We start from the raw sequence: 17,828 nt of genomic DNA on the forward strand, positions 1-17,828 counted from the left end.
TTCGATGACGGGCCCATAAAAAAAGCGTCCGCCCCCCTGCGGGGACGGACGCCTTTGTCCGGATGAGCCTCAGTCATCTTGTATGAGGAAATGACTGCAAACCCCGCGCCAGGATGTCAGGTGCGCCACCATTGGGCGCCAGGGTGCGGGGCTGCGCCAGAGCGGTGCAACTGCTCCCTTGTTGGGCCCGCCGGACGGGAGTCGGCGCCACAGGCTGGGCAAGGGGCGCGCCGGGGGTATAATGCGCCGCCACAGAGGAGAACGAGATGAAAGAGTCAGATTACGGCGCCGCACAGCGGGTCGATGTGCAGCCGGATGCGGCTCCCGATTATTGCGCCATCGGGCTGGTCAATCCCAAGTCACCGGAGAATGTGGGAGCCGTGATGCGGGCCGCCGGCTGTTACGGGGCAGAAGAGGTCTACTACACGGGGCAGCGCTTCGAGCTGGCGCGCCGCTTTGCCACCGACACCAAGCAGATGGTGGAGAAGATCCCCCTGCTCGGGGTCGAGGATCTGCTGGCGTTCGTCCCCGAAGGCTGTACTCCTGTGCTGGTGGATCTCATCGAGGGGGCCACCTCGCTGCCGGACTATGTGCACCCGGCGCGGGCCTTCTACATCTTCGGCCCGGAGGATGGCACGCTGGATCCCGCCCGCTTCGCTGCGGTGAAGGAGGTGATCTACGTACCGACTCAGGGTTGCATGAACCTGGCCGCCTCGGTCAACGTGATCCTCTACGACCGGCTGGCCAAGAAGCTGAGGGCTGAAGACTGAGCAAGAAGGTGATCCAGACAGCCAGACACAAGACCGCATCAATCCGGTGATGGTGCCAGCGTGCGCGCCCTCGCCTCCTGCTCCCTGATAAAGTCCCGGTAGTCGTGGTAGAGCCTGTTTTTCCGATAGATCTCCGCCAACCTTCCCTGCCTGATCAGGGTGCGCATGCCGGGATCCCAGAGCCCATGCAGCTGCCTGCCCTTCTCGTTATCGGCGAAGATGGGGTAGGTCGGGATCCAGCGCAGGAAGACCTGAGCCAGCTCGGGCGGGAGGGCGCCCTTGGGGTAGAGGGCGCCATCGGTCAGGTAGTAACGGTAACGCCCCTTGAGCAGCAATTGCAGTGCCGTGGTGTGGTTGTCTATCTCGTACCAGCGCATGGTCACCGGGATGTACTTGTCGAAGGCCCAGCCCCGCAGCCAGAGCACCTCCTGCTCCTTCAGGCTGGCCTCCCCGGTCCATTGCGGCAACCAGCGCTTCTGCATCACCACGGTTACGTAGTCGGCCGAGTCTGGGTAATCCGGCTGATGAACGCCTGCTACCTCCCCCCGATAGACCCCCATCGCCATGTCGCCCCCCTTCTGTGCCACCACCGCCAGCGCCCGCTTGTAGGGCACCATATGAGGCTTTATCACATACCCTTCGGGTTCATAGATGGCGCGAACAAGGTCCAGATAGACCCCTTTGCCATCCCTTTGGCAGAAGCCGGGCCAGTCATCACAATAAACGTGCAGGGTGTCGGCCCGAACAGGCAAGACGAGCAGCAAGCAGCACAACAGGAGCGGACGAACCATGTACCAGTGTTTCCTCTAAGATGTTGCCGTCAGCAGGCGCTCACAGCCAGGCGGCACATTCAGGCATACAGATAGCATAGAAAGCCGTCGTGTCCGTTCATATTTTTCCTGATTTTGCGAGCGGGTCGAGGGTTATTGCCCCGTCGTTCCGTATCATGAATCATAAGATTCATTAGTGACCTAACTTGAGGGGAGCTTTCTCATGCCAACCATCAAATCCCTGCTCTGTCCCGTCGATTTTTCCGATATGTCCAAGGCCGTGCTCGACTACGCCGTCTTCATGGCCCAGAGCCACCAGGCCGAGCTCAAGCTGGTGCACGTGGTGGACCAGTTGCACGGCTTCGACAGCTACAAGATCCTGCACATGACCGCCATCGAGATCACCCACGAGATGGAGCGTCAGGCCAAGAGCCAGCTCAAGGAGCTGGTCGCCAGCCTGCCCATCCCGGCCAAGTTCGAGGTGCGCTTCGGCCGCGCCGCCGACGAGATCGTCCTCCAGGCGAAGGAAGACAAGGTGGATCTGCTGGTCATGGGCAGCCACGGTCGCTCCGGCCTCAGCCATCTGCTGGTGGGCAGCGTGGCGGAATCCGTGGTGCGTCACGCCCCCTGCCCGGTGCTGGTGGTGCGCAAATAATCTCTCTTCCATCTGACAACCGAAGGCCAGCATTTGCTGGCCTTCTTGCCCTGTATTGCTCGGGGTACCCGCCTCAGCCGTGGGCATAGATGACACTCCCCCCCTTGATGATGTCGATGATAGCCCTCGACTGCTCTCGCGGCAGCGCGGGGCAACCCCAGCTGCGACCCAGCTTGTCATATTTTTGCAGATGCCTCGGGCTCGCATAGTCAGCCCCGTGCACGACGATGGCGCGCTTGCGGGCATTGCTGTTCTTGCCCGGACTCAGTCCGTCGAGGCGCAGGGAGTAGCCGTGCTTGCCCTGATAGGTTTCGGCGGTGCGATAGACCCCGAGGGAACTCTGCCGGGAATTCATCTGGTTGGAGAACTGGCGCGCGGCCAGCTCCCCCGAATTGCGACCGTGGCTGACCCAGGTGTGGTAGAGCAGCTTGTGCCGCTTCACGTCGATGACGAACAGCCGGCGCATGGTCGAGGGCTTGCTGTAATCGATGATGGTGAGGATGGGTTTGCGCTTGTGGCGCACATCTTGATAGCCCCGCAGGGCCTTGCGGAACACCTGTTTGTCGAGCTTGCCCGCCAGACCCAGCTGACGGTAGAGATCCTGATCCCAGCTGGCGTGGCCCTGGCTGCTGAAGCAGAGCGCCACCAGCAGCGGCAGCCCCAGCCAGAGGCGAGTCAGCCGCGCAATCCAATGCTGTCGCTTCATCCTTGAAGTCGCTCCCCTTCCTGATCTTGCGCCCTGAATGACGCCATCTCTCGCTGGATAGTTATATGCAAGCCACTGATAGTGCGCAATAAAAAACCACAAAAATGCCGACCAGAGTCGGCATTGACGGCAAGATGTTGATCGCCTTGCTCAGGCACGGATCAGATAGTCCGCCTGGCCGACCCACTTGTAGCTGGTCAGCTCGGTCAGCCCCATGGGGCCACGGGCGTGCAGCATCTGGGTCGAGACCGCGACTTCGGCCCCCAGGCCAAACTGGCCGCCATCGGTGAAGCGGGTGGAGGCGTTGACGTAGACCGCCGCCGAACCGGCACCGTTGACGAAGCGCTCCGCATTGGCCAGATCGTTGGTCAGGATGGCGTCGGAGTGGCCGGCGTTGTGCTCGCGCATATGGGCCAGCGCCTCTTTCACATCCGCCACCAGCTTGATCCCCAGAGTCAGTCCCAACCACTCGGTGTCGAAATCTTCCGCTCCCGCCTCGCACAGGTTGTCGGCACCGGCCAGCAGTGGCATGGCGCTGGGTGCGGCCACCAGGGTCACCTGGCGCTCGTTCATCAGGGAGACCAGCTGCGGCAGGAAGCGGGCGGCGATCTTCTCGTGGACCAGCAGGGTATCGAGGGCGTTGCAGGCGGAGGGGCGCTGCACCTTGGCGTTGTCGATGACCGCCAGGGAACGTTCCAGATCGGCGCTCTCGTCCACGAAGATGTGGCTGATGCCAAAGCCGCCGATGATGACGGGGATGGAGCTGTTCTCCTTGCACATCTTGTGCAGCCCGGCACCGCCGCGGGGGATGATCATGTCCACATAGCGATCGAGGCGCAGCAGCTCGCCCACCAGGGCCCGGTCAGGGTTGTCGATGTACTGCACCGCATCACCAGGCAAGCCCGAGGCTGCCAGCGCGCGCTGGATCACCCGCACCAGCTCCAGGTTGGAGTGGAAGGTCTCGCGCCCACCGCGCAAGATGCTGGCGTTGCCGGTCTTGAGGCAGAGGCTGGCGATGTCGATGGTGACGTTGGGGCGCGCCTCGTAGATGACGCCGATGACACCTATGGGCACCCGTCGGCGGGAGAGGCGAAGGCCATTCTCCAGCACCCGGCTGTCGATTTCGGCGCCGACCGGATCATCCAGGGAGATCACCTTGCGCACGTCCGCCACAATGCCGGCGAGGCGGGCGGGATTGAGCAGCAGGCGATCCAGCATGGCTTCCGACAAGCCGGCGTCGCGGCCAGCCGCTATATCCTTCTCGTTGGCAGCCAGGATCTGCGCACTGTGCGCCTCCAGTTCATCGGCAATGGCGGCCAGCGCCCGGTTTTTCTGCGCCGTGCTGATGGTCGCCAGCTGATAGGCGGCCTCGCGGGCCGCCTGCCCCATTTTCTCCAGACTCATAACGTCATCCTTTTTCTCTTTCATTGGTGCCGCTCATAGCAGCACCATATCGTCTCTGTGGATGGCCCATGATCCCGTAGCCATGGCCACAGCTTCTATCGAGCCAGCTGCTTTACAGCAGCACCATGTCGTCTCTGTGGATAGTCCATGAGCCCGTAGCCATGGCCGCAGTTTCTATCGAGCCAGCTGCTTTACAGCAGCACCATATCGTCTCTGTGGATAGCAACGGCGCCATAGCCGTAACCCAGCACGGCCTCTATCTGATCCGAGTGTAGGCCCCGCAGCTTCTCAAGCTCCAGATGATCGTAACGGCAGATACCGCGCGCCAGCTCGCTCCCCTGAGGGCCCAGGATCCGCACCACGTCGCCACGGACGAAGTCTCCCTTGACCGCGACTATGCCCTTGGGCAGCAGGCTGGAGCCCTTCTCCTGCATGGCGGCCACTGCCCCCTGATCCACCTGGACTTCCCCATGGGGGGGCGGCCCTGCCAGGATCCAGCTCTTGCGCCCTTCCAGCGGCGAGGCCAGCGCCGGGAACAGGGTCCCCACCCGCTCGCCGGCGGCGAGGCGACCTATCACTTCCGGGATCTGGCCGGTGGCGATCACCACGTTGACCCCGGCGCGGCGTGCCACGTCGGCGGCCTGCAGCTTGGTGGCCATGCCGCCGGTCCCGAGGCCGCTGACGCTGTCACCGGCGAGGGAGCGCAGGGTGTCGTCTATGGTCTGCACCTCTTCGATGAGCTGGGCATCCGGGTTGGTGCGGGGATCCGCGGTAAAGAGCCCCTTCTGGTCGGTGAGCAGGATCAGCAGATCTGCATCCGCCAGGATGGCGGCGCGGGCGGAGAGGTTGTCGTTGTCCCCCACCTTGATCTCGGCGGTGGCCACGGCGTCGTTCTCGTTGATGACGGGGATGATGCGATGATCGAGCAGGGTGCGCAGGGTGTCGCGGGCATTGAGGTAACGCTCCCTGTCCTCCAGATCGGCGCGGGTCAGCAACATCTGGCCGATGTGCAGCCCGTAGAGGTTGAACAGGTCCTGCCATACCCGGATGAGCTGGGTCTGGCCCACCGCCGCCAGCATCTGCTTGTTGGGCAGGGTCGGCGCCAGCGGAGGGTGCCCCAGGTGCTCACGTCCGGCGGCGATGGCGCCAGAGGTCACCAGAACGACACGGTGTCCGTGTCGATGCAGGGCGGCACATTGCCTGACCAGCTCCACCATGTGGGCACGGTTGAGACGGGCAGATCCCCCGGTGAGCACGCTGGTGCCCAATTTGACGACTATGGTTCTGTTTTCCATGGGAACAAAGGGTTAGAAAAGTAAGGAATCCCTTTATACCCACGGCCCTGTTACCCTGCAAGGCAATTAAGCCTCACAGCTGTCATGGCAAAGAAGGAGGCCCCGCGGATATGACCGCAGGGCCCGGGCGGATCAGGCCGCCGTCACGTTCAGCTCGGCGGTGACCTGCTTGGCGGGAGACAAGGTGCACTCCAGCAGGGTCAGCTTGGCGCTGATGAGCTTGTAGAAGTGGTTGAGGGTACGCTCGACCTCGGCCTGGTGCTTCTTGGGCAGCGGCTTGTTGATCCACTCCCCGTCCGCATTGTAGAAGCCGACCTGATAGTGATAGCTGAAGCTGTGGTCCTCCTGCTCCAGCACCAGCCACCAGCCCCAGAACTCCCGCTTGTCCGGCGCCGGTTTGGCGCTGACGCAGACGGAAAGGCAGTCGAAGCGGTAGCGTCCCTCTTCGCACAGATCCTCGCGCAGATAGGGGCCAATGGCCGCGAATTGCCTCAGCAATCGCTTGTAGGTCACTCTTTCTGACATGCTAACCTCCCTGTTGAACAAGCCATACCATCACATGATGATGTTACATTTTTAGTTCTATATCATGTACATAAGTGTTTCTTTAGCCAATCTACCGTCTCTTTGAGCGCCTCATCATACACCTCCAGCAGAGGCTGTTTGTCGAACACCACTGCCTTGCCATTGCGGCTGGCGGAGGCCAGGGCCCGGACATCCTGCTCGGGACAAATGAAGTCACGCTTGTGACCAATGCTCAGGATGGGCACGGAGGTGCGGCTCCCCAGCAACCCCTGGGTCTTGAGGGAGAAGACCTGGCACTTGGTGCGCAGCAGATCCCACTGGGCGGCATCGGCCCCCAGGCGGTTCGCCAACCCGTCTCGCATCATGCGCGGACAGCGGGCAAACATCTCCTGATTGGTAAACACCTGATTGATGCCGGCCCCGATGCAGACCACAGTCCTGAGCTTGAAGGGCTCGATGAAGGCGAGGCGCGCCGCCACATTGCCGGCGAGGCGGAACCCCACCATGGCGATGCGCTGATGATCAACCCAGGCCACCTCGGAGAGGTGGTTGAGCACCGCCTGGTGCAGGCGACTGGTGTCCTGCACCAGAGGCCAGTGCTCCGCATAGCCGGTTCCCGGCATGTCCAGCGACAGCATGCCGATACCGTGAGGCTCGAGGCACTTGAAGTAGAAGTTGAGGAAGTCGACCTGGAGGGCGTCTATGCCACCGCTGACGATGACCAGGGGCACAGGCCTGTCGGTGGTGGGCAGGTGCAGATAGCCTTGAATGGTCTTGCCCCGGAACGGGACCTGCAGCTCCTTGAGAGGCACCTTGAACAACCTGCCTGCCTCGCGGTAGGCCATGTTGCAGAGCAGCTGGGCCTGATCCGCCAGCTCGTCATTCTTGAGGTGGGGATAGCTCGCGATGGAGTAGTAGCGCACCGCCTTGAGCAGATTCTTCAACGCCCCGGCGCTATCGCCCTGGCTGACCAGCTCGCGCCCGGCATTGAAATAGCGGCCAGCCAGCTGGCTCCACTCATAGACCCAGTTGCCGGGCACATAGCCCTTGATGGTATCCAGATAGCGCTCGTGGCTGCGCTCCCCCTGACCCATGGCGATGCGGGCAAGAGTCTGCTCCACTTCCACCGGATCCGCCCCCTGCCAGGCCCAGGTCGGCCGGCGCAGCAGGCGGTACCAATGGGGCGACAGGGCGCCGTCGATGAAGCTCTCGGCCAGGGAGCTGTCCTGCTCATCGACCGGGCTGGAGTTGGATATTTCGGAGGTTTCCAATACCTGTTTGACCCGGGTGAACAGCTTTTCCGTCAGGTTGGTATCGTCGTTTGGTTCCAAGATGGTGACTCTTCTGTCTCAAACAATGGTCCATCTTAACCACTTTTCACCGCGGGCAGCCACATCATAAACGCATAAGGCCCCAAACAGGGGCCCTATGAAACCGTCTTGCCATCAGCGCGAGCAAACCTCCCCCACTAAAGTCAGGGGCGGGGCGCCAAGGCAGGGGGCGATTACTCTTCGTCGCAGATCGGGTTGGCAAACTCCAGCGCCATGTCCCAGGGCTGCTCAATCCAGGTGTCCTGCGGGATGGCGACTTCGAAGTCATCCAGCAATTGCTCACCCATGGGCTTGGCGAAGATGGCGATGAACTTGGCCTTGGGATAGAGCTCGCGGATCGCCTTGGCGGTAGTTCCTGTGTCCACCAGATCTTCCACTACCAGCCAGCCTTCACCGTCACCGGCTGTGGTGGCGGCCTTGACGACCACCAGCTCACGCTGGCTGTTGTGGTCATAGCTGGAGATGCAGAGGGTTTCGACGTTGCGAATGCCAAGTTCACGGGCCATCAAGGCAGCAGGCACCAGGCCACCACGGCTGACCGCGATGATCCCTTTCCACTGGCTGACGGGCAGTTGACGACGGGCCAGACGGCGCGCTTCACGTTGCAGGTTATCCCACGATACATAGAACTTTTTTGGCATGCTATCGATCTCAACGAGTTATAAAGGCAATCACTAAGACGTAAGGGTCCCGGCAGACACACGGGATCCGGTAAATTCTGGCCCCCGTCTCCTGAATTTTGCTTGCACTTTTGCGGCCTCAGGGGTAGACCCTCGGCAGCAAAAAGCAGATGCATTGAAAGCAGGACGGGCATGGCTGGCGGCCATCTCGATCTAGACCCAGACCTCAGGCCAGCTGTTGGGCCGGTATGATAGCACCCTTTGCAGATAAAATGACTGGCAAACGTATGCGAAAAACAGGAAAAGTCGGCCATCTCCTGCCCGTTTGGCCTCCCCTCTGGGCCCAGTCCTTATCAACAGGGTGCTCATTCGAAGAGCAAACCTCGAATTTCGGGTAAAAAAATAGCAGGGGGAGGATGGAACCCTCACACACCTGCTGCTTTTCTGCTTTCTCTGTCAGCCTGGCTGACTGCCCGTCTTAACGACGACCGGCGTAGGGGTTCGGATAGTTGAAACCCTGGGTATAGAGAGACTGGGCAAACCAATAGGTTGAATTGCTGCCTGACATAATGAACTCCTGATTGCTTAACAAGTTACGTACCTTTAATGCGGGTTCAGATCCTTGAACAGACACTCGGTTCCGTGGAGGCGCACTTGCTTTGCTTCGGTTCCCTGGAGGCATTCATTGTCGTCCTGACAAGTGGTTGACCCACGGCGGCTAATTTACCACCCGGCGGCGAAAAGACAATATTTTTGTGATGTGCGTCACGAATTTCATCTTCTGCTGGTAACCATGGGCAAGGCAGTCATGTTCGCCATTCAGGCTCCCTTTATCAGCACAAGCAGACCGCAATTTGCGCAGATCGCTCACATTTTTGTGTGATTGACTGTATTATCGTTACCCTCTTCTGCGGCCCACTGGGCCCTGTCCATTTCCGTGCTGGTAAGGAGTCCCGACGTGGCACAGCTTAGTTCTCTGTCTCCCAAATTGATTTGGCAATTCTTCGAGCAGATCTGCTCCATTCCCCACCCCTCCAAGCACGAGGCCAAGTTGAGCGCCTGGATAGTGCAGTGGGCCCAGGGGGAAGGCCTGGCGGTCAAGCAAGACGCCGTGGGCAACATCATCATCAAGAAGCCGGCCACCCCGGGCATGGAAAACCGCAAGGCCGTGGTGCTGCAGGCCCACATCGACATGGTGCCCCAGGCCAATGCCGACACCCGGCACGACTTCACCCAGGATCCCATCGATGCCTACATCGACGGTGAATGGGTCACCGCCCGTGGCACCACCCTGGGGGCCGACAACGGCATGGGCATGGCAGGCTGTCTGGCCGTGCTGGCCGACAAAACCATCAAGCACGGTCCGCTGGAAGTGCTGCTGACCACGGACGAAGAGACCGGCATGACAGGCGCCTTCGGCCTGGAAGCGGGCTGGCTGGAGGGCGAGATCCTGCTCAACACCGACTCCGAAGAGGATGGCGAGGTGTACATGGGCTGCGCCGGCGGCGTGGATGCCAATATCCGCTTCCCGCTGGAGCAGGTTGCCGCCACCCAGGGTGAAGGGTTCGAGCTGCAGGTGAAGGGGCTGCGTGGCGGTCACTCCGGGGTCGACATTCACCGCGGTCGTGGCAACGCCAACAAGCTGCTGGTGCGCCTGCTCAAGGCCGCCGAGCCGCTGGGGGTGCGTCTGGCCGAGATAAGCGGCGGTACCCTGCGCAACGCCATCCCCCGCGAAGCCCGCGCCACCCTGCTGGTGCCCACCGCCAGCGTCAGCGAGTTCAAGGCCCTGGTTGACCGCTACGCCGGCATCTATCAGAGCGAGCTGGCCGCCACCGAGGCGAACCTGACCGTGCTGCTGAGCGGCCGGGACATGCCAGCCAAGCTGATGAGCGAATCCCTCCAGACCCGCCTGCTGGACGCCCTGATGGCCTGCCCCAACGGTGTCATCCGCATGAGCGACGCCATCCCGGGCGTCACCGAGACCTCCACCAACCTCGGCGTCATCAAGACCCTCGAGGGTGAGGTCTATGTGCAGTGCCTGATCCGCTCCCTCATCGACTCGGGTCGCGAGAGCGTCGAGCAGATGACTAGCTCCCTGTTCAGCCTAGCGGGCGCCAGATGTGAATTCACCGGCGCCTACCCGGGCTGGGCACCGAACGTTGACTCCCCCGTCATGGCCCTGGTGCGGAGCAGCTACCAGACCCTGTTCGGCGAGATGCCGAACGTCATGGTGATCCACGCCGGTCTCGAATGCGGTCTGTTCAAGAGCGCCTACCCGGATTGGGACATGGTCTCCTTCGGCCCGACCATACGCGGTGCCCACTCACCGGACGAGCGGGTTCATATCCCGGCGGTCGAGCGCTTCTGGCAACTGCTGGTCCACGTGCTGGAACAGATCCCGGCCAAGTAAGCACGGCCTCCCGAGCCACTCCATGCCCCGCCCAGTGCGGGGCATGTCATTGGGGCTGTGCCCCTCCTTTCTCTGCGTTGCCCCCTTCACTGCCCCTGCCGATCCCCCTTGAAATCGTATCCATAAGCAACCCTGGATTTGAAAACCTTTTCCATGATTTATGTAAATTTACAACACAATAAGTTGATCGAGATCACAAAAGCCTCTAGCATCAAATTGTGACCAAGGTCACAGGAAACAATAATCAACAGAGCGAAGAGGTAAGACTATGTTTGAGAACCTGGCAGTGCTGTTCCACCTGAAAGGTGCATCCAGCAAGAAAGGCACACAAGAGAAAGACACTTATGCGCCTTCGACTCGCAACTACTACTTCCGCTATGGCGCCTGATGTCGCCCGTCCGGAAGTTGAAAATTACGACGTAATAAAACTACAAAACAACTCAGCAATTCACACCACAGCCACCCCCTCGGGGCGCTGTCCTGCCCGGGCCAGATGTTCCACGGCCAAACCTGAACTCCAACCATGAAGATGGGGCCCACAGGCCCCATTTTTTTATTGCTCGTCCCCGACGCCACCCTGCTGTGATACCGGCCCTGGCGAAGCGGACGCCGGCATCAGACCGCCTTTCCCAGCGGCGCCGCCTCCACCGCGGACAAGGGGAAGTGGCAGGCCACCTGATGGGCCTCTGTACCACAGGGCTCCAGACTCGGCGAGGTGCCTCGGCACAGCTCTGTTGCATAGGGGCAGCGCTGATGGAAATGGCAGCCGCTCGGGGGCGAGATGGGTGAGGGAACGTCCCCGGTCAGCAGGATGCGCTGGTTGCGCCTACGGGGATCCGGCACCGGGATAGCCGAGATGAGCGCCTGGGTATAGGGGTGGCGCGGGCTCAGGTAGAGTTGCTGGGCCTCGGCCAGCTCGACGATCCTTCCCAAGTACATGACCGCAATCCTGTCCGAGATGTGTTTGACCACAGAGAGATCGTGGGCGATGAAGATGATGGCCAGATTCATCTCCCGCTGCAGGGTGAGCAGCAGGTTCACTATCTGGGACTGCACCGAGACGTCCAGCGCCGACACCGCCTCGTCGCACACCAGCAGTTTGGGCTTGAGGGCGATGGCGCGGGCTATGCCGATGCGCTGGCGCTGGCCGCCGGAAAACTCGTGAGGATAGCGATCCACCGCACTCTTGGGCAGGCCCACCTTGTCCAGCAGCTCCAGCACCCAGCCGCGTCGTTGCGCTGTGCTGCCTTTACCGTGGATGATGAAGGGCTCTTCCAGGATCTGGCCCACTGTGTGGCGACCGTTGAGGGATTCTGCAGGATCCTGAAAGACTATCTGCATCTCCTGGCGCAGGGATCGCATCTCCCCGGGTGACAACCGGGTGATGTCGCGCCCCTCGAAGCTTATCTGCCCCGCCGTGGGTTCAAACAGCTTGAGCAGGGAGCGCCCCAGGGTGGACTTGCCGCAGCCGGACTCCCCCACCAGCCCCAGCGTCTCCCCCTGCTTGAGATCGAAGCTGATGCCATCCACCGCATAGACGGTGTAGGGCTTGCGCAAAAAGCCGCCACCCATCTTGAAGTGCTGCTTCAAGTCTCTGACCGACAACAAGGTGCTCATCGCTGCCGCTCCTGTCCATCCAGGTAAAGAGCCGACATAGCCCCTTCCCGATTGCTGAGGTGCTGCTTCAACTCCCGTACCGACAACAAGATGCTCATATGCTCAACTCCTTCCAGTGGTGGCAGGCCACTGCGTGGCGCTCGCTCAGTTGTTCTGTCACCGGTATGGTGCCCACGCAGATCTCGGTGGCGTGGGGACAACGGTTGGAGAAGCGGCAGCCCGCCGGCATCTCGTGCAGGGCGGGCACCTGGCCCTTGATGGTCTTGAGCAGGCTCTTGGGCACGTCTTCGAGGCGCGGGATCGAGGCCATCAGACCATGAGTATAGGGATGGCGCGGATGGTCAAACAGCTCGTAGATGTCGGCCCGCTCCACCGCACGGCCGGCGTACATCACCACCACCTCGTCGCACAGCTCCGCCACCACCCCGAGATCGTGGGTGATGAAGATGATGGCCATGCCGGTCTGGGCCTGCAGCGCCTTCATCAGGTCCAGGATCTGGGCCTGGATGGTCACATCCAGCGCCGTGGTCGGCTCGTCACAGATCAGCAGATCCGGCTCGCAGGCAAGCGCCATGGCGATCATCACCCGCTGGCGCATACCGCCGGAGAGGTTGTGCGGATAGACGTTGAAGCGCCGCTCCGGCTCCGGGATCCCCACCCGTTGCAGCATGGCGATGGCGGCCCCCTTGCGCTCGGCCTTGCTGAAATCGGGCCTGTGCAGGCTGAACACCTCCATCAGCTGAGCCCCGACCGTTTGCACCGGATTGAGCGCCGTCATCGGCTCCTGGAAGATCATTGAGATGCGGTTGCCGCGCACCTTGTACATCTGATCCGGCGGCAGCGACAGCAGCTCCTCCCCCTGAAAGCGGATGGAGCCCGCCACCACCTGACCGTGGGGCCTGGGCAGCAACCCCATGATGGCCAGCGAGGTGACGCTCTTGCCGCAACCTGACTCACCGACGATCCCCAGAGTCTGGCCCGGGGCGACCTGGAAGCTGACCCCGTCGAGCACCTTTATCTTGCCGTCGTCGACGCTGAACTCCACCTCGAGATCCCGCACCTCCAGGATGGGGACCCTGCCCTGACCGTTATCAGCGGTGAACTTCCCCCCATTGTCTCGGACGTCGAGGATGGGGGCCTGTGTCTCTGCCATCGCCTCCCCCTTCTCAATGATGCGCATAGGTCTTGTCGATCAGGGTGATGGGAGAGAGCGACTCACCCGCTTCCTTGGCGTTGCGGGTCTCTTCCTGCACCTTGGGATCGAGCCAGAGCAGGCCGCCACTGCTGTGGGGGTAGCCATCCATGGGCCAGTAGAGCAGATCCGGGGTGTTGCGGGTGGCGGGCACCTCCGGCAGCATCACGTGGCGCCAGCTGCTGGCTCGCACGTAGTTGAGCTGGACTCCGGGCACGAAGATGGCGAGGTCATAGATGCGCTGCTGGATCTGGCGGGAGATCTCGGCCCGTTTGGTCATGTCGAACTCGACGTTGTAGGCGTCAATCAACCCGTCCAGCGCCTTGTCGGCCACGTTGAACAGGTTGTTGGTCTGGGGCTTGTTGGCGTTGGCCGAGTGGAACGACTCCCAGTATTGCGGGTAGAGACCCCCGCCACCCCAGCCGAGCCAGGCCGCCTCGTGTTTCTTCTCCAGCATCACCTTGAAGCCGGTGGCCCCATCCACCAGGTTGAGCTCCAGATCCAGGCCCGCCTTCTTGGCCTCTTCTTTCAGCACGGTCAGCCGCTTGGAGTGCTCCTGGCTGGTGTAGGTGAGGGCCAGGGTCAGCCGCTCCCCCTTGTCGTTTTGCAGGATGCCGTCCGGCCCCGGCTTGTTGTAGCCGCCCTTGGCGAAATACTCCCGCGCCTTGGTGATGTCATAGGCCCGCTCCGGCAGCTTGATGTCGGTGAATTCGCCAAAGCCCGAGCCGAAGGTGGTGGCCCTGTCATAGTCGCCGTGCAGCACTGTCGCTATCATCTTGTCCAGGTTCATGGCGTGCTGGATGCCGAGCCGCACATTCACGTCCGCCAGCTTGGGGTTGCTGACGTTGAGGTGCACCCCCTGCCCCCCCTGCTTGGTGTCTGTCATCGCCATCACCTTCTGCACATAGCCCTTCTTGTATTCCGGGGTCACGGCTTTTTCATGCCACCAGTTGGGCAGTATCATCTCGAAGGTATCTATCTCTCCCTTGAGGAAGTGGCGAAACGCTATGTTGTGATCCCGGATCACCTGCACCTTGATGCGGTCGATGTTGAATCTGTGCTGGTTGTAGCGATCCTGCTGGGCCCACCAATCCTTCTGCTTGCTGAAGGTGATGGACTTGCCCTTCTTCACCTCGCTCATCACATAGGGGCCCGTGGTCGGCACCACAGCCCAGTTGTACTGCTTCACCCAATTCGGCCCCATCTTGTAGTAGTGCTTCGGCTGGGGCCACAGCTCCGTGGTGTTGAGCAGATCCAGCCTGGCCTTGCGGCTGCCCGCCTTCACCAGGATGGTGTGATCGTCAATCTTCTCCACCGCCACCACCTCCGTGGTGTAGTAGTTGTTGAACCAGGGGCCCTTGATGTCCTTGGAGCGCATCATCTCGTAGCCGAAGGTGTAGTCGTCGGCGGTGACGGGCTTGCCGTCAGACCATTTGGCGCGGGGATCCAGCTTGAAATAGACGGTCTGGCTGTCCGGTGCTATGGCCCAGGCGCTCGCCAGCGAGGGAATGGGATTGCCGGTATTGGGGTGGAAGCTGATGAGCCTCAGCTGGTTGTCCAGGATGAAGGAGCGGAACGAACCGTTGGAGTCGGGCCCCACGGTGCGAAACGTCAGCGGAAAGCTGTCGATGAAGAGGTTGAGGGTGCCGCCGGGCTGCGCCTTGGGGGAGGCAAACACGGGGTCTGTGTCATTGGTCTCCCACTTGAGATCCGCGGGCAGGCTGGCGGCCCACACCCAGGATCCGTTCACCAACACGAAGAGAGCACCTATCCATTTGATTTTATTGTTCATGTTTGACTTCCAAGTCATGCCCCTGCACCGGGGGCGTCTCAATTAAGGGTTGGATACCCAGGGCCGTGAGGCGGGCCACGGGTCACTGATAACGGGTAAACTTGCGCGGATCGAACGCCTCGCGGATCGCCTCCCCGATGAAGGAGACCATGATCAGCACCAGGCTCACCGCCGCCACCACAGAGCTGACGATCCAGATGGCATCCAGGTTGTTGATCCCCTGGGAGAGCAGCTCCCCCCAGCTCGGGGTCGGCGGGGCCAGGCCGAAGCCCAGGTAGTCCAGCGCCGTCAGGGTGGAGATGTTCCCCACCACGGCGAAGGGTGCCAGGGTGACTATCATCATCAGGGTGTTGGGCAGTATGTGGTTAAAGATGATCCGTTTGGTGCTCGCCCCCTGGGCCCGCGCCGCCATCACGTAGTCCCGCGCCCGCTCCTTGTAGGTGAGGGTGCGCATGTACCAGGTGATCCCCATCCAGCCGAACAGCACGTTGATCCCCACGAAGAGGCCGAAGTTCGGCTTGGCCAGCGACACCAGTATCATGATGACGTAGAGGAAGGGCACCTGGGACCAGATCTCGATAAAGCGCTGCAAGATGAGGTCAAAGCGCCCGCCGAGGAAGCCCATCATGCAGCCGATGCTGACCCCGATGACATAGCTCGCCACCAGGGTGATGAAGGCAAAGCCGATGGCGATACGAAAGCCGTAGACCAGGCGCGCCAGCACGTCGCGACCGCTGGTGTCGGTGCCGAGGAAGTGGCGCTCCGTGAGGCTGGGAGCATAGGGCGGGTAGGCCTCCTCCTTGAAGTCCTGCTCATAGGGGTTCCAGGGCACCAGAGGCAGCAGCACCCAGTCCCCTTTTCCCGCTTCTGCGAAGCGGGCTTGCAACTGGCGGTAGTTGGTCTCGTACTCGTAATCGAGCCCGAACTGCTGGCCCGGGATCACGTCGCCATAGGTGGGAAAGTAGAGCTCTCCCTGATAGCTCACCGCCAGCGCCCGGCTGTTGACCAGGAGCTCCGCCAGCAGGGAGATGACCACCAGGGCCGAGAAGATGACAAAGGAGTAGTAACCGCGCTTGATCGACTTGAAGCGCTTGAGTTTTTTCAGGGTGACCGGGTTCAGGTTCATGCTCAGTCTCCAAACCGCACGCGGGGGTCAACGAGAGCCACGCAGATGTCGGAAACGATATTGCCGATGAGCATCAACATGGAGGTGATGGCCAAAATGCCCATGACGGTGGGGTAATCCCGCTCGACTATGGCCTCGTAACCGAGCAGACCTATGCCGTCGATGTTGAAGATGGTCTCGATGAGGAAGGAGCCGCCGAAGAAGACGGTGAGCACGGACCCCAGGTGACTGGCGATGGGGATCAGGCTGTTGCGCATGGCGTGGTCGGTGACCGCCTTGCGAAACGGCAGCCCCTTGGCCACGGCGGTACGCACGTAATCCGCCGACAGGTTCTCCATCAGGCTGTTCTTCATGGTCATGGTGAGAATGGCAAAATCCCCGATGGCGTAGGCGATGAGGGGCAGCAGGGCGTGGGCGAAGAGGGTGCGGATCTGATCCCAGCTGCTCTCCATGGAATCGAACTCGTCCCCCGGGAAGCCCCCCATGGGCAGCCACTCCAGATGGAAGGCAAATACCGTGATGAGGAAGATCCCCACCACATAGGCGGGTAGCGCATAGGCCATGTAGATGAGCATGGAGCTCAGGGAATCGAAGCGGCTGTTGTGCCTGAGGGCCTTGGCCACCCCGAGCGGGATGGAGACGGCGTAACTCAGCAGGAAGGTCGCCAGCCCGAAGAAGGCCGTCACCGGCAGTCGCTCCTTGATGAGATCCCACACCGGCTCGTAGTAGCGGGTCGACTCCCCGAGATCCAGCACCGCCAGCTTCTGCAGCCACTCCCAGTAGGCGATCAGCATGGGCTTGTCGAGACCGTAAAAGGCCTTGAGCTCCTCTATCTGCTCATCGGAGAGCGCCTGCGCCCCCTTGCTGCCGCTGGAGCGACCTGTCTCGTTCTGCGAGACCTGCGCCTGCAGCAACATGCGCTCGACCGGACCGCCCGGCACGAAGCGGGTGATGGTGAAGACGAGCAGGGTGATACCGAGAAACGTCGGGATGATCAGAAGCATCCGACGTAAGAAATACGACAGCATGGTGGAACCTCGTCCTTGTTGTTCTTTTATGGTCAGTCACATCCGGTGACCGGCCTATGCTTCCTGGCATTACTCACTGAATTGACTGGTATTGGCAGACAATCCCGCTCGGCCACTGTAAAAGCTCTGCAACAAAAATCAAGTAGAACTAAGCCCATCGATCGTCAGTGAGGTCCGCAGCATAACTCACCGATGTTTTTTTCCAAAAAATCCAACTTCAATATAAAAAACTGCTACGCCTTCTCATTTAACTTGTTTTTAATTATTAAAAAATTAATTACACAGCCGTTTGAAATTCAAAAAATACAAATAAAAACATACAGATAAAATCAAACACCCTCTCATCCCATTTTACCTATTAAAGAAGAGGGAAATATCCTCCGGCCTGAACCTGAACTGAAATCCCCCTAGCACCGAAGATAGATTTAAATACTGCAAAAATGTCATTCCACGATACCGAGGTCATGGCGACAGGTGGTTTATCGATAAGTTCAAAACTAATCAATAAAATGGGGAAATACAAATTTAACAACATATTTACATGAGCATCCGCATTCTTTACGGAATAAAACGCCAAAAAAATCACC

At 60.7% G+C, this 17,828-nt stretch carries 15 protein-coding genes; 3 read left to right on the top strand and 12 right to left on the bottom strand.

Annotation, left to right across the window (positions count from 1 at the left end; all coding sequences use genetic code 11):
• Positions 1–266: 266 nt before the first annotated feature.
• The gene (locus AB5Y91_RS01795) at positions 267–770 is read left to right on the top strand and encodes an RNA methyltransferase (protein WP_226171684.1); all 504 of its coding nucleotides are present in this window, start codon (positions 267–269) and stop codon (positions 768–770) included.
• A 38-nt stretch (positions 771–808) separates the two neighbouring features.
• Here AB5Y91_RS01795 and AB5Y91_RS01800 read toward each other — a convergent pair whose 3' ends face one another.
• A complete protein-coding gene (locus tag AB5Y91_RS01800) occupies positions 809–1,561 on the bottom strand; it encodes a hypothetical protein (RefSeq protein ID WP_368168934.1) in 753 nt (250 codons plus the stop codon).
• Between the two features lie 202 nt (positions 1,562–1,763).
• Here AB5Y91_RS01800 and AB5Y91_RS01805 point away from each other — a divergent pair, with 202 nt between their 5' ends.
• Complete coding sequence (locus AB5Y91_RS01805; RefSeq protein ID WP_005325997.1) at positions 1,764–2,195, top strand: universal stress protein; 432 nt, start codon at positions 1,764–1,766, stop codon at positions 2,193–2,195.
• 73 nt (positions 2,196–2,268) lie between these two features.
• Here AB5Y91_RS01805 and AB5Y91_RS01810 read toward each other — a convergent pair whose 3' ends face one another.
• The 6 genes from AB5Y91_RS01810 to gpt all read right to left on the bottom strand — a co-directional run bounded on the left by AB5Y91_RS01810 (position 2,269) and on the right by gpt (position 8,097).
• A complete protein-coding gene (locus AB5Y91_RS01810; protein WP_042649874.1) occupies positions 2,269–2,901 on the bottom strand; it encodes a murein L,D-transpeptidase catalytic domain family protein in 633 nt (210 codons plus the stop codon).
• 150 nt (positions 2,902–3,051) lie between these two features.
• Positions 3,052–4,305, bottom strand: coding sequence for a glutamate-5-semialdehyde dehydrogenase (locus AB5Y91_RS01815; RefSeq protein ID WP_368168935.1), 1,254 nt, complete (start codon positions 4,303–4,305; stop codon positions 3,052–3,054).
• Positions 4,306–4,496: 191 nt separating this feature from the next.
• Positions 4,497–5,600 (bottom strand): glutamate 5-kinase, encoded by a 1,104-nt coding sequence (gene proB, locus AB5Y91_RS01820; protein WP_106887690.1) that lies wholly within the window; start codon positions 5,598–5,600, stop codon positions 4,497–4,499.
• A gap of 132 nt (positions 5,601–5,732) precedes the next feature.
• Entirely contained in the window at positions 5,733–6,125 is a 393-nt protein-coding gene (crl, locus tag AB5Y91_RS01825) for a sigma factor-binding protein Crl (protein WP_106887691.1), read from the bottom strand.
• Positions 6,126–6,187: 62 nt separating this feature from the next.
• Entirely contained in the window at positions 6,188–7,456 is a 1,269-nt protein-coding gene (gene frsA, locus AB5Y91_RS01830) for an esterase FrsA (protein WP_163137402.1), read from the bottom strand.
• A gap of 173 nt (positions 7,457–7,629) precedes the next feature.
• Positions 7,630–8,097, bottom strand: a complete 468-nt coding sequence (gene gpt / locus AB5Y91_RS01835) for a xanthine phosphoribosyltransferase (RefSeq protein ID WP_025325960.1) — start codon at positions 8,095–8,097, stop codon at positions 7,630–7,632.
• A gap of 937 nt (positions 8,098–9,034) precedes the next feature.
• On the opposite strand from gpt, the gene AB5Y91_RS01840 reads away from it, so the two are divergent.
• Positions 9,035–10,486: an aminoacyl-histidine dipeptidase gene (locus AB5Y91_RS01840; RefSeq protein WP_368168936.1), complete on the top strand. Its 1,452-nt coding sequence runs from the start codon at positions 9,035–9,037 to the stop codon at positions 10,484–10,486.
• Positions 10,487–11,101: 615 nt separating this feature from the next.
• On the opposite strand, the gene AB5Y91_RS01845 is transcribed toward AB5Y91_RS01840, so the two are convergent.
• The 5 genes from AB5Y91_RS01845 to AB5Y91_RS01865 form a co-directional block, all read right to left on the bottom strand.
• On the bottom strand, positions 11,102–12,103 hold the full coding sequence (locus AB5Y91_RS01845) for an ABC transporter ATP-binding protein (RefSeq protein ID WP_163154355.1): 1,002 nt from the start codon (positions 12,101–12,103) through the stop codon (positions 11,102–11,104).
• 94 nt (positions 12,104–12,197) lie between these two features.
• Positions 12,198–13,256: an ABC transporter ATP-binding protein gene (locus tag AB5Y91_RS01850; protein ID WP_368168937.1), complete on the bottom strand. Its 1,059-nt coding sequence runs from the start codon at positions 13,254–13,256 to the stop codon at positions 12,198–12,200.
• A 13-nt stretch (positions 13,257–13,269) separates the two neighbouring features.
• Entirely contained in the window at positions 13,270–15,087 is a 1,818-nt protein-coding gene (locus AB5Y91_RS01855; RefSeq protein WP_368168938.1) for an extracellular solute-binding protein, read from the bottom strand.
• 82 nt (positions 15,088–15,169) lie between these two features.
• Positions 15,170–16,213, bottom strand: a complete 1,044-nt coding sequence (locus tag AB5Y91_RS01860) for an ABC transporter permease (protein WP_163147064.1) — start codon at positions 16,211–16,213, stop codon at positions 15,170–15,172.
• A 2-nt stretch (positions 16,214–16,215) separates the two neighbouring features.
• Positions 16,216–17,241 (bottom strand): ABC transporter permease subunit, encoded by a 1,026-nt coding sequence (locus AB5Y91_RS01865; protein ID WP_368168939.1) that lies wholly within the window; start codon positions 17,239–17,241, stop codon positions 16,216–16,218.
• Positions 17,242–17,828: the final 587 nt, after the last annotated feature.

This window comes from Aeromonas sp. R4-3 (assembly GCF_040908275.1).
Taxonomy (GTDB): domain Bacteria; phylum Pseudomonadota; class Gammaproteobacteria; order Enterobacterales; family Aeromonadaceae; genus Aeromonas; species Aeromonas rivipollensis.